Raw genomic sequence first — 16,168 nt, forward strand, 5'->3', positions numbered from 1 at the left:
AGAATTAAGAATGAGGAATGAAGAATTGGGGGAGAGTACAATCCTTCTATCCTGCATTCATGTTATTTTTAACTGTTTTGATTGAGGAGATGAGCAAAGCTATCAGTTCTCCGCAATCGCTATCTATACTGTCGAACGAATTATTGGCGATGTAATCTGAGTCTTTTAGCAGATTCAGCCAATAATCCGTTTCGTTGGCTTCTTTCAGTGCAACACTTAACTTGTTAATGAAATCGGGGCGGCTTTGGGGAAACTCGGACTCTCGAACTAACGCTCCTATTGCCGTGCCTGAACGAAGAATTTGCTTACTCAAAATGAATTCTTGTTTATTCTCTCGCAAGAATTTTGTCATGCGTATTATCCTTAATGCAAATATATAGCTTTTGGAATGTAGCAGTGAGTCTGTTCTGTTACGTGAATTCTTCATTCTTCATTTTTCGTTCTTCATTAAAAAGCGCTGGGTTTCAGCTTGAGTCCGACCGTTTCTTCCAAATTGAACATCAGGTTCATGTTGTGTACGGCTTGGCCGCTGGCCCCTTTCAGCAAGTTGTCTATGCAGGAGATGATAAGAAGCTTGTCACCATGCTTTTCCAAATGGATAAGGCATTTGTTGGTGTTGACAACTTGCTTCAAATCTATGTTCTTCTCGACGATATGCGTGAAGGAGTCTTTGGCGTAATACTCTTCGTACATACGGACAATCTCTTCCAGCGCCACTTTGGTCTTTATCACGATAGTGGTAAAGATGCCGCGGGGAAAATCGCCGCGGTAGGGGATGAAATCAATATCCGAATCAAAGCTGTTCTGAAGCTGTTTGAGCGATTGCTTGATTTCGGGCACGTGCTGGTGCTCGAAAGCTTTGTACACACTCATGTTGTTGTTGCGCCAGCTGAAGTGGCTTGTCGCTCCCGGCTTGACGCCCGCACCAGTACTGCCGGTGATGGCATTCACCATAATATCATCGTTCAGCATCAGATGCTTGGCAAGCGGAAGCAATCCCAGCTGGATGCAGGTTGCGAAGCATCCGGGGTTGGCAACATGCTTTGCCGTGCAGGTGGCGCGGCGGTTCAATTCGGGCAGTCCGTAAATAAAGTCATGGTCATCGCTTTTGATGCGATAGTCCATGGAGAGGTCGATTATCTTCAAGTCCTCCGGCAGGTTATGGCTTTCCATGAATTTCTTGGTGTCGCCATGTGCCGTGCAGAAGAAGAGCACATCAATCTCGTCCAACGGAAGCTCGTCGGTGAATACTAAATCCGTTTCTCCGTACAGTCCTTCGTGTACGTCGGTAATTTTGTTGCCGGCATTACTTGAGCTGTTGATGAATACGATTTCCGCTTCGGGATGGTTCAGCAACAGGCGTATCAGTTCGCCTGCCGTGTATCCGGCTCCGCCGATGATTCCTACTTTAATCATATTGCAGTGTCTTTAGGTATGATGATACAGGCCAAGATGTAGAGCACGATTCCGGGAAACCCGGCAGTGAATATCGAGAGAAAGGCATATCCCAAGCGTACCAGCGTAGGGTCCAGACCGAAGTATTTGGCGAGGCCGCTACATACACCGCCAAGCATTTTGTCGTTGACGGAACGTGTCAGTTTCTTTTCCATATCAGATGTTTTCTTTTTCGTCTTTGTGGTTTGAGTAATAGGCGCGCAGTGCGGTAGAGGTTACTTTGATGAAGCCTTTGGCATCTTCCGCAGTCCAGCCTTTCTGCATTTCGCCGTATTCGCCGAATTTGTTCTTTACGAGGTCGTCTTCACTCTCCACACCTACGGTAAAGAAGCTGAGCGGACGGAGTTCGAGAATGGCAGTGCCGTTTACGTTGCGCTGAGAAGACTCCAGCATGGCTTCAATATCGCGCATTACCGGTTCCAGATATTGGCTTTCGTGCAGGAACATGCCGTACCAGTTGGCTACCTGGTCTTTCCAGTATTGCTGCCATTTGCTCAATGTGTATTTTTCAAGGAACTTGTGCGCACCGATAATAAGCATGGGAGCGGCAGCTTCAAAACCTACACGACCTTTGATGCCGATAATCGTATCGCCCACGTGCATATCACGGCCGATGCCGTAAGCCGCACCGATTTCCTCTACCTTCTGAATGGCTTTGATGGGGTCGTCAAACTTTTCATCGTTGATTGCTTTAAGTTCACCTTTCTCAAAGGTCAGGCGCAACTGCTCGCTGCCTTCTTTGGTGCAATGTTTCAGGTAAGCGCTTTCAGGAAGTCCCTGTGCGGAGTCCAGAATTTCACCGCCGCAGATGGAAGTACCCCACAAGCCTACGTTATAGGAATATTTCAGTTTGGCGAAGTCGGCTGCAAAACCGTGTTTGTTCAGATAGTCTATCTCTTCCTGGCGGCTCAATGCCATGTCGCGTGTCAGGGTGATGATTTCCACGCCCGGAGCCATTACAAGGAAAGTCATGTCGAAGCGTATTTGGTCGTTGCCTGCACCGGTAGACCCATGTGCAATGGCATCTGCACCTATTTCGTTGGCATAGCGTGCAATGGCCAATGCCTGGAAGATACGTTCGGAACTTACGGATATGGGATAAGTGCCGTTACGCAATACGTTGCCGAATACCATGTATTTCAAACTCTTTTCGTAATATTCCTGCGTTACGTCCAAAGTGATATATTTTACAGCACCCAGTTTGTAGGCATTCTCTTCGTTAGTCTTCAATTGCTCGGGGCTGAAACCACCGGTGTTGGCGCAAGCCGCATATACTTCGTATCCTCTCTCTTTGGCCAGATACATAACTGTGAATGAAGTGTCCAGACCGCCGCTGAATGCGACCACTACTTTTTTCTTCTTTGCTTCCATAAGTTTTAAATTAAGAGTGAAGAATTAAGAATGAAGAATTTGGTTGCGCTTTATGCTGCATAGTAATTCTTCATTCTTAATTCTTCATTTATTTATATTTTATCTTCTTCGTGTAATTTCGGGTCGTAGAGCATCGCCGTGCAAATGCAGAACTTCCGGTTTTTGGCTACTAATATATCGTGGTTGATGCAGCCTTCGCAACCTTTCCAAAAAGACTCGTCGTCTGTCAGTTCATTGAACGTAACCGGTACATAACCCAGTTCGGTATTCATCTTCATGACGGCCGCTCCGCTGGTCAGACTGAAAATCTTGGCTTTGGGCCATCGCAGGCGTGCCAGGCGGAAAGAAGCCGTCTTAATGCGTTTTGCCAGCCCCAAGCCGCGGTAGTCGGGATGTACGATAAGTCCCGATGTAGCCACATATTGCTTGTTTCCCCAACTCTCGATGTAAGTGAAACCGGCAAATTCATCTCCGCACAAAGCTATGATAGCTTTTCCTTCTTTCATTTTAGTCGCTACGTATTCATGTGTGCGTTCTGCGATGCCCGTTCCGCGTACCTTGGCAGCTTCTCGGATGGTATCCAAAATCTTATCCACGTAAACTTCATGTGAGGCATCAGCTACCATCACATCAATTTGTTTCGAATCCATTTCTTTTATTTCGTTATATTATAGTTATACTACCTTACTTCATGTTAGGAATGATTTGTGACAGAAAAACACGTACTTCCTCATGGGATGCAGCCTCGTGCAGAACCAGCATAATCGTATCGTCTCCCGCAATAGTGCCCAGTACGGCGGGGCATTCGCGGTTGTCGATGTCGTAGGCCATACTGCTGGCATAGCCCGGACGCGTGCGGATGACGGCAATATTCTTGGAGAAATGGAGTGAAACGAACCCGCTGGTCATCAGCATCTCGCTGGCGCTTTGGTCGTTGCTGCGTTTGTACATGATGTTGTTAGGCAGTACATATACATATTTCCCGTTCATATTGGCGGCTTTGGCTACTTTCAGTTGTTTTAAGTCGCGTGACAAGGTGGCTTGCGTCAGTTCAAAGCCCTCTTTTCCCAAAGCCTGCAACAATTCTTCCTGAGAACTGATGTCTTTGCTTGAGATAATCATCTTGATGGCATCTAACCGATTGGCTTTCTTTTTCATGTTTCTGTATAATTATTCTTAGAACGGCGCAAAAATAGGGAATATTTTGGAAAGAATATACGGAAAGAATGTTTTTTTATGCTTTTTATACAAATAGGTATGCAGGAATGCATAAAGTGTCGCTTTCCATTTATCAGGGTTTCTCATTAGAAGGTCCTTCTTCCACTACTGAAGAATCTTTGGCTGTACCTTTTTGGTAGTGAGAGGGGGCTACTCCAAATTGCGCTTTAAAACATTTACTGAAGTAAAAAGGATCACTGATGCCCACTTGATAAGCTACTTCCGCCACAGTGGGATTATCTGGTGAAAGTAATAATTCAGCGGCTTTTTTCATGCGTACCATCCGTAAATATTCATTAGGAGAACAACCGGTCAACCCACGTAGTTTTTTATAAAAAACAGTACGTCCTAATCGCATCAGTGCGGCAAACTCGTCAATGCTGAGTTCCGGACGGGAGAGATTCTGCTCGAGTACAAGATTCAAACGGTCGACAAACTCTTTGTCGCGGTCTGTTGTGCAAGTTTCCGGATATATGATACCGGGTTCATTGGAGTATTTTCTACGTAGTTTATCTCGCTGTTCTATCAATTTGAAGATACGTGCCAACAGTAATTTTATGCTGAAAGGTTTCGCTATATAAGCATCTGCTCCGGCTTCAATTCCTTCCAAATGCTTTTCGGATGAACTTAAGGCTGTCAGCAAAATAATAGGTATATGGCTGGTAGTGAAATCCGATTTTAGTTTTTTTGTTAATTCAAATCCGGTCATACCCGGCATGAGTACATCACAGACTATCAGGTCGGCATCATAGGTACATGCTTTCTTAAATCCGGATTTACCGTCTGCTTCTGTTTCTACCTCAAAAAAAGGAGAAAGTTCTTCTTGCAGGAAACTGCGGATATCATTATCGTCTTCTATAACTAAAATTTTGCGTTTATCCTCTGTGATTAAAGCATTCTGTTGAATCTCATCCTGTTCGGATGGAGATATGTCGAGAGGATGAAAAACAAGACTGTCTTCTTCCTCTTTTAAAAGGGTATTTCCTGTTATTAAAAAATCTTTTTCTTCATAAACGGCTTTATCAGTGGGCAGATATATTGTAAAAATCGAGCCACCGCCTTCATTTTCTGAATATTCAATTTTTCCTTTGTGCACAAGAACTAATTCCTGAGACAAGTGAAGTCCTACTCCTATGCTGTTGCGTGAGAAGTTACTTTGCATGAAACGTTTGAATAGTTCTCCTCGTTTTTCTTTTGGTATACCTACCCCCGTATCCGATACTTGGATTTGCAGTTTTTTTTGTGTATTATCTATTGTGGCGAATAATATAATACGACCGCCCGAGGGTGTGTACTTAAATGCATTGGACAATAAATTATAGGTTACCTTATCTATATTACCTTTATCTATGAACATTTTGTAAGAGGGGATTGAAGGCTTAAACTGAAAGTCAATCTTTTTTTGTTCTGCCACATCTCTAAAACTGAGAAAGATTTCATAGAGAAAAGCCATCACATCGGTTTCTTCCAATGAAAGCCCTAACTTATTATTTTGCATTTTTCTGAATTCCAGTAACTGATTGATTAGTCTCAGCATTCGGTTGGTATTTTTGTTCATTGTTTGTAACGGACGTACCGCTTCCTGGGGTAAATGACTGATATGTTGCATTTTTTCCATCGCTCCCTGTATTAAAGTGAGGGGGGTACGGAATTCGTGGGATATATTGGTGAAAAATACTAATTTGTACTCTGTCAGTTGTTTTTCTACATTGATACGGTTGCGCAGAGTATTGATGTTGCGCATGACTCTGTAACTGAGATAAAGCAAAGTCAATGCGAGTAATGCATAACAGGAGAAAGCCCAATCCGTTTTCCAAAAGGGTGGGCGAATAATTATTCTTAATGTTGTTTCCCGTTCATCCCAAGTACCGGTTTCATTCCGTACTTTTACGTGGAGTATGTAATTGCCCGGTTTGAGGTATTTGTAAGAGGCGAAATTAAGGGAAGAGGGAGTACTCCATTCCTTATCATAATTTTCAAGCTGGTACATATATTGGTGATGTCCGTTGCTTGAATAGTCGAATGTTGAGAAATAGATTTGGAACGAGTTTTGGAAATGTTTGAGCCGGATTTCTTCGGAGTAAGATAATGATTGTATGAGTGGGGAGTCTTTTCCATTGGGAAGTACCTGTATTCCATTTATGTACAGATCAGTGAAAGCTACCGGTGCGGATGGAATACTACCTTGCATTTTTAGTGGATCAATAATGACAAGGCCATAGTTGGTACCGAATATTAGTTTTCCGTCTTCTTTTTTATATGCACAGTTTTCACTATATGCATTACCTAACGTCTGCGAGGCGAACAGGTAATTGTTAAAGGAATGGCTTTCAACATTGAATTGCGATAATCCGTATTCTGTAGCAATCCATAGATGCCCTTTGTCGTCCTCAAGTATTGATTGAACGGTATTGTTTACGAGTCCGTCTTCGGTATCGAAACATTCATATCTCAGGTTGGCATAATTGTTTTCGGGAGAACATAATACTATTCCCATCCCTGATGTACCTGCCCAAATTCGTTTTTTACTATCTTGAAAAAGATAGATGATACTGTTACTGCAGAATTTGCCGTTGGTGTGGCTGAATAAATGGTAGTTGTTAGGATTGCTAATCAGGGAATCTGGATGAAACAGGCAAATACCATTGCTGGTACCCATCCAGAACATTCCATTTTCATCTTCAAGCAATGTTCGGATTTCACTTACTCCGTGTATGTATTGAAAGAAATGCTTAAATTTATATCGATTGTTAGAATCCGGTAAGGCAAGGTCTAATCCGCCGCCAAATGTCCCTATCCACATACGATTGTCTCTGTCCTTATGAAAAGTAAATACATTATTATTGGACAGACTATAAGGTTCGGAGTCACTGTGGCGATACCATTGGGAATCTATTTTAATTCCATCTCCTCGTGTTCCTAACCATATTTGCTCTTTGGAGTCCGATGCGATGGCATATATATTGGAACTGAAGTCTGTTTTCTGCACCATTTTCTCCAATGAGGGATTATACATATAGACCCCTCCCTTGCGTGTCCCTATTCCTATATTTCCATCAGGCATCTGAGCGATCATACGGATACTATTGGAGCGGTCTAGCAATTGGTTGTTTTCAGGGTAAATACGCTCGGGACTTTCATTCTGTACAGTTATACGGGTTATACCTAGAAATTCGGAACCAACCCAGATTACACCGTTACGGTCTTCTGTCACATATAATAAAAAATCCGTATCGATGCAGCTAGTACTCGCTGTATCTGCTGTAAAATGTTGCAGTGTATCATCATTTGTGTTGTATGTGAAAAGTCCATTTCCATATGTCGAAATCCAAATAATGCCTCTTGAATCGTGTACAATATGGTAACGTTCAAAGTCGATATGATTTATTTGCTCTTTTGGAATGAGTTGGAATTCTTTAATATTACCGCTTTCCGATTGTATATACCATACAAATCCGGTATGGTTATATATCCAATAGTTTTTATGATTGTCACGGATTATTTTGCCATTTTTCAAATGTAGTTCTTGGTCAGCCGTGACTTGCTGCGCTTCAAAATCGTAATTGTAAACTCCTGTTGAGGTAAGGATAATCTGTTTACCCAATAAAAAGAAATTGTCGAAGGATGTTCTCTTTTCTTGTTTATCAGGTAATGACGCAATTTTAATCAGCCTGTTATCAGGCTCTTTATGCTTGTAAATAGTACCGTCTTGTGTAAGAAGGTAGACCGTATTCTTATGTGAGAAAACGGAAGCCCAATTAAGTGCTCTATCTATAATTTCTGTTTCTCCATTTATGATAACGGCTAGACCGCGTCTGGTACCGATCCATATTCTCCCAGAAGTATCTTCTTCTATAAAATTGATTTGATTGTCAGGCATATTGCCTTCTTCCGTTTTGTATACAGTAGAAACTAAACTTCTGTCGGAGTGATGCGTAACTCTCAAACATCCATTGGTGGGATGCCACAGCCATATATCTCCATTAGAAGCGAGGTAGAGTTTGGAATAATTCTCTCCTCTTTTATCTTTTTCCGTGTAATGTACAAAGCTGGCTTTTTGAAGATCGTAACAGCTATATATACGTGATGCGGTGCCAATCCATAAAAAGCCGTGTTTATCTTCGGTGATATTATAGATACGGTTATCGCTCAATGCCGGTTTAATTTCGTCTTGAGGCTGGAAAGTGATGAATGAATTTCCGTCATACCGACTTAACCCGTTTAAAGTACCTATCCATAAGAAGCCTTTACAATCCTGATGTAAATAGCGGATTGTGTTACTGGGGAGCCCGTCACTGGTTTTCATGTGTTCGGAGTATAACTTTATTCCACTGTATACATGGGTTGTATAAGGTAATAATAGAATTAAGAATAAAAAGAGTTTGTGTCTCATGATAGAATATGGGATTTTTCCAATATTGAACAAATATACTGAGATTGATTGAATAATAAAAGGCCTTTGTCAGGTATTTGAAAAGAAAAGAGAGAACCGAAAGTGATTCTCTCTTTTTCTCGGACATTTGTTATCCAGATTCTTTTGTCCTTTGAAACTACTGCCTGTTGAGAAACTTCTAACCAATTTATAATATAATTGTCCTATTTTGTTTTCTTCTGTAAGTCCGAACCTAAATAAAATCCGGTATGAGTAGGCTGGTTATAGCCGATGTTTTGCAAAGTTGCACTTATTTTATATATGTGATCATTCATCAATGGGCGAAAACGATGCTCTGTTTCAAAGTCTGTGGTAAAAATACGTAATTCAGTGTTGTCACTACTTGCATAAATGATTTCTTCCCGCCAGTCTCCCCAAATGTCACCATAAAAACAGGGATTAGCTTTGGAACTGTTGATTGATTTCACGCCAAAGTTGCTTCCGGTGAAGAGACGTGTCTCCAGTTCGCCGGCACGGCCGTTTATCAGTACTCCATCTAAGACTTGACGATTTAATGAGCCACTCCACCAGATTCCCATGTTATAGCTTTGTCCGCCACCTTTGCCCGAAGGTTGTGAACGGTTGAGCAACTCTCCTTTACAGGAGAATATCTGGTTTTTGGGATAAGATGCCCATACCTCGCATCCGGGAGAATCCGGATCAATGTCGGCTACCATGCAGCGCCCTACATCTCCACCGGAACCTTGCAGGCTCCAAATGAGTTGGCCGGTACCGGCATCGCGGAATTCCAAACCGATATTTCCGTTTCGTTTGCACTCTTCCTTGCAGGCTACGACTTGTAATCCTTCACGTGTAGGGTCAAACTTACCTAAATGAAGAGCGTCACCGTGCCCAAGGCCGGTTGTGTACAAACCGGTTCCGTTGTGGTCTATACAGCAAGATCCGAAAATAATTTCGTCTTTGCCGTCATTATCTACATCTCCTACTGCTAAATTATGGTTACCTTCTCCTTTGTATTGCTGATTATCGGGATAAGTATTGAAATGCCAACGTTTTTTCAGCTCATTACCGGATAAATCGTAGGCGGTCATCTGCCAGTTTTGATAATATCCTCGACTTATCACGATACTTGCCTGCCCATCCATTGAACCGAAGTGCCCCACTGCCATGAGGAAACGGTCTATACGGTTTCCCCAGTTATCTCCCCAATAGGACATCCAGGTGTCTTCTTCACCGCGGGGAATGTAATTGGTACGTGCAAGTTCGGTTCCGGTACTTCCGTCTATAACGGACAGGAATTCCGGCCCTTCCAGTATGCGGCCATTTGTTTTGTTTCGGTAATCAATACGCTTGTCACCGTTGGTGTCGCCGATTGTGGTTCCATCGCCGAAAGTTGTTCCTTCTGAGGTACGTACAGCCACCTCCGCCCGTCCGTCACCATTTAAGTCGTAAACGATGAATGGAGTATAGTGCGGTCCTTGACGGATGTTGATCCCGAGGTCTATCCGCCAAAGAAAAGCTCCGTTCAATTTATAGGCTTCCAACAAACAACTTCCGGGATCAACTGTTTTTGCCGTATTGTCATGGTTGACTACCGAGCGTTTTAATACGATTTCATATTCTCCGTCTCCATCCAAATCTCCCACGGCGGCATCATTGGCTTGATATACAAGTGAGGGATCGGGCACATTAGAATTCAGCTTGATAGTGCGATAAAAGTTTTGTGCCATAGCCGATGTGAAAATATAGGAACATAATGTTTCTGTACTCCCGGTCTTACAGACTTTATATTCATTATTGACAGTAACGTCGGCAGTCAAATCTTTATAATTGCTACTGTTGGCGATAGGGTTATTATTCAGTTTCTCAAAGTTTCCTCCGTCTGTACTGCGATAGATGTCGAAAGCTATGTCGTCCGGATCCGTATCCAAAAAACGCCAGCTTACTAATACGCCTTTACGCTCTATCTCCTTTACTTTGTCACTTTGGAATTTGGTGTTATAACTTGCGGTCATGGCACGTCTGTCACTGACGACAGTGGTTTCCGTTTTCTCGGAAGTATCTTTTTCCTCTCCAGCTACAGGGGAGAGGAGAAAAGGAGCTGCTTCAGAGCATGATACAGCAGTGAAAAGCAATATGCTGCATAGACAGCTTTTTCTATAGATTGTTTTCATCATCTATTTTAATATGTTAGCATACTTATTCACTGACGATACCTGTCCAGCTATCTGTAAAGCGGAAGTTTCCTACATTACCTGTCAATCCATTCCGGTTTTTCAACTGAATTGCTTTTATGGAAGCTTTGAATTTCTCCGGATTTCCTTCTATGGTGACTGAGGGAGCCGGTTCTTCTTTAGTCAGTTTCGGGTCGATAAACAGTGACAGTTGGTTGTTAGCATAGTCCATTTTAAATATGACAAGGTGAGTCTTGCCGAAGTCATAAAGCATCTCTACAGATTTTTTATTCTCTTTGCCTTGTCCCAAAGTGAATTTCAACTTGCGTCCCGAATTGGATGCGAATACTTGTCCGAAGCCTCCGGTAAAATTATAGCTGGAGCTGAGTGTTGGCAACTCAAATTGCTTTTTATTGGGAAGTGCCTGTGGAAGATTTACAAGATAGGCAAGATAATAGATTCCTGATGAATAAGTTCTTCCTTTCTCCATTGAATAAACTGTGGTGCGCTCACCGCCTGCATCCTCAGGAATTCCGCCAAACACAATAGACACTCCCTTTTCCTTATATCCTTCATACTTGAGCGGAGTGCCGATAAGCGGGCTTGTAGCTCCTTCGACAGGGGATGTAGTAGCCGCGGCACACCAAGTATCTTTTTGTAGAGGAGCTTTCTTCCCTCGTTCGGTATATACTCCTTTTTCCAGGGCATTCCCTTCTGTATACCCGTTCAATAAATCATTTTTTACGACTTGGGCATTCCCCAAAATAGCTGTAAAGGCTAAAGCCAGTGATAATACTACTTTTTTCATGATGTTTGATTTTTTAATATGAATATGCTTTATTGATTATTTGTATGCTTCGTTTTGTGTGTACAAGCCGTCGTTTACCAATAACTGTTTGTCGGGTATAGGATAAACGTACATACCTTCTTGTATGTTTCCGGCAGCGCTTATCCCTTCGTTTCCTTCCAAGATGTATGCAGCCTTAATATATTCTGTGAAATTTCCTGAACGTACAATATCGTGCCAACGTATGCCTTCACCTGCCAATTCACGACGCCGCTCATCCAGTACGCAATTATTAAAAGCTTCTGCGGTTTTCTGGGAAGCGGAGAGTTCCTTTAGTCCGGCACGTGTGCGTATTTTGTTTACCATTTCCACTCCTTTGTCAGTAGGTCCGGTTAAGTCTGCATACATCAACATAACATCTTCTAAACGAATCAACGGGTAATTGATAGGGAATGAATTTCTGTCTACAATCTGGTCGTCAATCTTGCTGAATCCCAATGTGTCTCGCTTCGTAATATTTTCGAACAGCTTCTCAAAGTAAGATTCCCCTTTCCGGATTGTGGGCAGAAAACGGATTTCACCGGAGTTCTCTCGGTATAAGTTTCTCAAGCTTTTCGAGGAATTGATTTTATTTCCCGACATAGTGACATGAGACAGGCTGGATGAGACTTTCGGCAGGGAACTGAATATCATTGGATTTCCATAGCCGGATTGCATGGCATATTGTATCTCAAAAATATGATATTTGTTGTCGTTGTCACTAACCCATATTTTTTTCCATTCTTTGCTGTCTTTTGCCCAGTATTTATTGCCGGCATTGGCATTATCTATTACTGTTTCCAACAATTCCATGGCAGGTGCTTTTTTACTGTTGTCCCATAACGGGAATCCTGCCATAGTCCAATATACACGTCCTAATAGCGCTTGAGCCGCCGGTTTGGTAGCACGTCCGGATGCTGATTCATTACCATTGTAACCATAGGCTATATCGCCCATATGATTTATGGCGTATTCCAAATCGGGAATGATGATATTTTCATAAATATCTTTGGCTTCGGATTGTGGCGTTTTCATTGCTTCATCAACAGTCTGTGAGGAAGTTACTGCCGGTACGCGTCCGAAGAAACGTATCAGGTCAAAGTAAGCGAATGCCCGTAAGAAACGCGCTTCAGCGATGAAAGATTCCTTTACGCTGAAACCCTCTATCTTTTCATTGAACGCCAAGCTTTCTATTTTTTCAAGCAAGACGTTTGCGCGGGCTATTATTTCATAATAATCGGTCCATGCGGCTTCCAGTGTGGAAATTTGCGAGATTTGTTTCCTGAAAGCATTAAAGGCCATATAATTTTGTTCGTTATCATCCGGCATGCCGGTCCATACATCATCGGAACGTACGTCAGACAGCATTAAATAATAACTGGATATGGGCAGTAAACCATTATATACGCCCATTAATGCTTGTTGCGCTTCTTTAGGGTTGGTATAGAAATATTGAATGGTACGTGCGTCCGAAGGTTCCACATTCAAGAATTCATCACAGGATGAAAGGCTGATACTGATGCTTAACAGCCCACTTATAATATAATTGAGTCGTTTCATATTCTACATTGAATTAAAATTCCATATTCACTCCTAATGTATAAACTCGTGCCATCGGATAAGAACCGAAATCGTAACCGGTTTTCTTACTGCCGTAGGTGCTGGCTTCGGGGGAGAATCCCCCGTCATATTTATCCCATGTATACAGGTTTTGTATGGAGAAATAGGTACGCAGTTTACTGGCGAACTTCTTGTTGATAGGGATGTTGTATCCTAACATAACATTCTTTATCTTGACGAAATCGCTTTTGTAAAGCCAGCGCGTATCATATAAGTCACTGGTGGTGGTTGAGAGAAAGCTCGGTGTAATACCGTCACCGGGATCTTCTTCCGAAAACCACGAGTGTAACCATTTGGCAAGTAGATTTCCACGTCCCGGTCCGGCGCTGTTACGGTCTATGGTACGTCCTAACAAACTGTACAGATGACCGCCCCATTGTCCGGTTAGCGTAACCGTCAGGTCAAATCTTTTATAGTTGAATTTATTTGTCAGTCCCCATGTGAAGTCCGGGCGGGCTTTACCCACCAATGTCCGGTCACTGTCGTTGATGATGCCATCGCCATTTACGTCACGATATCTTATGTCTCCCACTTTTTGTCCTTCCATAGTGGCATAGCGTCGTAAGTCTTTCTCTGTTTGGTATACTCCTATCGCATCGTACATATAGTAACTTCGCATGGGTTCGCCTACCATGAATACGTGGGTGTTTGAATTGTTCCAGCCACCGTAGATAGCCGTATTGTTGTCTCCCATGCTGAGAATCTCATTTTTATTGTAAGCGATATTGAAAGAGGTAGTCCATTTTAAAGGACCGGTCAGATTTCTGGAAGATATTTCAAGCTCCACACCTTTGTTTTCTATGCTTCCTACATTATCCCAAGCCCTGTTATCTTCTAACCCCATGGAGGCGGGTACGGTTACTTCATAGAGCATGCCGTCGGTCAGTTTACGATAGATATCCAGAGCTACGGTAATGCGGTTCTTTAAGAAACCGAGGTCCAGACCTAAATTCCAACTGCGGGTTTTCTCCCAGCCCAGGTCTACATTGTCTATCGTGGTGGGAGCATAACCGCTCACTGTGTTTCCGTCCAGTGAGTAGCCCGCGTCGCTCATCAAACCTACTGCGGCATTGCTCCGGATGCTGTTGTTACCGTTCAGTCCCCAACTGGCGCGTATTTTCATGGAGTTAATGAAAAAGTTCTTCGGCCAAAAACTTTCATTGGAAATGCGATACGTGGTGCCTACTGAAGGGAACAGTCCCCAGCGGTTATTACGTCCGAATTTGGCGGAACCGTCGCGGCGTAAGCTGGCGGTTACCACATATCGGTTATCGTATTCGTATTGCGCGCGTCCGAAAAAGGAAAGCATACGTCCCGGAGTGCCGAAACCGGCACTGGCGGAAGTCACCTCTTCCGAACTCATGGAGAATCCCAGCTGGGTGTTATCTGCAAAATCGGTAGCTGCCAGACGGGTAGTGGTAGAGGTTCCCATCTCGGCCGAAGCGCCGGCCATTATGTTGAATCCATGATCGCCTATCTCTTTGGTATAGTTAAGGGTACTTTGTACCATGTAGCTGTGATAACGCCGGATATTACGAGTACCCTCGGCTTCTTGCCCCTCATCATTGCTGCTCCACCCGCTTATAACTGAGCTGGGACGGAAGTAGTGACTGTATTGGCTGCGGAAGTTGTAAGAACCCAAAACCTCGAAATTCAGGTCTTCTATAATTTCGGCACGGATATAGGCCGCCATTTGCAGACGTAAAGTTTCACTGTCATTGGTAACTTGCTCCATACGGGCTACAGGACTGATGTTGGATGAAGCCCAACCGTACGCCGGATAGGGCTCGGAGCTGGTATGGTAACCGGCATCCGCTTCCGCTACGGGACACATGCTCAAGGCTGTTTCCGCTCCGCCCGAACGGCCGTTTACATTTCCTCCATAATTCCATGAAACGATAGGAGTGACATTACCGCCGATGGTAATTCGCTTACCGACTTTCGATTCGAAGTTGGTACGCAGACTTACACGTCTGTAGCCGGTACCGATGGCTACTCCTTTTTGGTCAAAGTACCCCACCGAGGCACGGAATTTGGCTTTGGCCGAACTGTTGGCTACGGCTACCGAGTAGTTTTGTACGGGAGCTAATTGAAAGAACGCGTCTTGCCAGTCCAGCATTGCCAGTCCACCGTAGTTCTCTTCGCTCCAGCGAGGGTCGTTGAGATATTCATAATTGACGCTACCCATTTTGGAGAGTCGGGTTTCATAGTCGTCTGTCCATTTAGCTCCTTTGGCGGCATACTTATTTACATAACGTATATTGTTCAGCTTAGTGCGGAAAGAAATCCATTCTTCGGCACGCATCACATCTATCTTTTTATTGATTTGTTGCATACCGAACGATGCGGCTACCGATACGGACAGTTTATTCTTATCACCACCGTTTTTGGTAGTGATGAGTACCACGCCATTGGCTCCCCGGCTACCGTAAATGGCCGATGAAGAGGCATCTTTTAAAATCTCGATAGAGGCTATATCGTTGTTGCTCAATCCGCCCAAGTCATCAACCGGAATTCCGTCGACAACGTAAAGTGGGGTATCGTCGGCATGAATAGAGGCATTACCGCGGATGATGATAGAAAGTTCCTCACCGGGCGCACCGCTGTTGGCGCTGACATCTACACCGGCCAGCATACCTTGCAGAGAGCTGGCGATGTTGCTTGAGGCCTGGTCTTCTATATCATCCGATTTTACACTGGCGATAGAACCGGTCAGGTTTCCTTTTTTGGCCGTACCGTAACCTATGACTACTACTTCGTCCAACGCAACGTTATCCACTTCCAGTTGAATCTTAAAAGTATTTCTACCTTGTAACTTTATGGTTTGCGGTTTGTATCCCAGATAAGATACCGTCATGGTTTGCGCTTGTGCGGGAACGGTTAGTTTGAAAGTACCGTCGAGCCCTGTAATGGCCATGACGGATGTCGCGTCTTTTACCACAATGTTGGCACCGATGGCAGGCTCATTGTTTTCATCGAGTACTACACCGGAGATGTTGCGGGTATTTTGTGCTGTTGCCGTGGCCGCACAGAGTAAGAGGAACACGATACTCCAAAAGGTGGAATACATTTGTCTGCCTGGAAGTATAAATCTGTTTAACATGTTTTTCA

Annotated in this window: 11 protein-coding genes; all 11 read right to left on the minus strand. The window is 43.5% G+C overall.

Going from position 1 to position 16,168, the window contains the following annotated elements:
- Positions 1-46: 46 nt before the first annotated feature.
- Positions 47-427 (minus strand): four helix bundle protein, encoded by a 381-nt coding sequence (locus KG118_RS10140; protein ID WP_117711568.1) that lies wholly within the window; start codon positions 425-427, stop codon positions 47-49.
- A gap of 20 nt (positions 428-447) precedes the next feature.
- Positions 448-1,416, minus strand: coding sequence for an N-acetyl-gamma-glutamyl-phosphate reductase (argC, locus tag KG118_RS10145; protein ID WP_117711567.1), 969 nt, complete (start codon positions 1,414-1,416; stop codon positions 448-450).
- On the minus strand, positions 1,413-1,610 hold the full coding sequence (locus KG118_RS10150; protein ID WP_009121883.1) for a PspC domain-containing protein: 198 nt from the start codon (positions 1,608-1,610) through the stop codon (positions 1,413-1,415). The genes argC and KG118_RS10150 overlap by 4 nt, the downstream gene beginning before the upstream one ends.
- Before the next feature lies 1 nt (position 1,611).
- Positions 1,612-2,826 (minus strand): argininosuccinate synthase, encoded by a 1,215-nt coding sequence (locus KG118_RS10155; RefSeq protein ID WP_117711566.1) that lies wholly within the window; start codon positions 2,824-2,826, stop codon positions 1,612-1,614.
- Positions 2,827-2,918: 92 nt separating this feature from the next.
- Positions 2,919-3,476, minus strand: coding sequence for a GNAT family N-acetyltransferase (locus KG118_RS10160; RefSeq protein ID WP_117711565.1), 558 nt, complete (start codon positions 3,474-3,476; stop codon positions 2,919-2,921).
- A 34-nt stretch (positions 3,477-3,510) separates the two neighbouring features.
- A complete protein-coding gene (locus KG118_RS10165) occupies positions 3,511-3,984 on the minus strand; it encodes an arginine repressor (protein WP_117711564.1) in 474 nt (157 codons plus the stop codon).
- A gap of 133 nt (positions 3,985-4,117) precedes the next feature.
- A complete protein-coding gene (locus KG118_RS10170) occupies positions 4,118-8,437 on the minus strand; it encodes a hybrid sensor histidine kinase/response regulator transcription factor (RefSeq protein WP_117711563.1) in 4,320 nt (1,439 codons plus the stop codon).
- Between the two features lie 203 nt (positions 8,438-8,640).
- Positions 8,641-10,614 (minus strand): rhamnogalacturonan lyase, encoded by a 1,974-nt coding sequence (locus KG118_RS10175; RefSeq protein ID WP_369834635.1) that lies wholly within the window; start codon positions 10,612-10,614, stop codon positions 8,641-8,643.
- 22 nt (positions 10,615-10,636) lie between these two features.
- Positions 10,637-11,419, minus strand: a complete 783-nt coding sequence (locus KG118_RS10180; protein ID WP_117711562.1) for a hypothetical protein — start codon at positions 11,417-11,419, stop codon at positions 10,637-10,639.
- Between the two features lie 36 nt (positions 11,420-11,455).
- Positions 11,456-12,997, minus strand: a complete 1,542-nt coding sequence (locus tag KG118_RS10185; protein WP_117711561.1) for a RagB/SusD family nutrient uptake outer membrane protein — start codon at positions 12,995-12,997, stop codon at positions 11,456-11,458.
- A gap of 13 nt (positions 12,998-13,010) precedes the next feature.
- Positions 13,011-16,160, minus strand: a complete 3,150-nt coding sequence (locus tag KG118_RS10190) for a SusC/RagA family TonB-linked outer membrane protein (RefSeq protein ID WP_233514885.1) — start codon at positions 16,158-16,160, stop codon at positions 13,011-13,013.
- Positions 16,161-16,168 lie beyond the last annotated feature (8 nt).

This window comes from Bacteroides propionicigenes, assembly GCF_018390535.1.
In the GTDB taxonomy this organism is placed as follows: Bacteria; Bacteroidota; Bacteroidia; order Bacteroidales; family Bacteroidaceae; genus Bacteroides; species Bacteroides propionicigenes.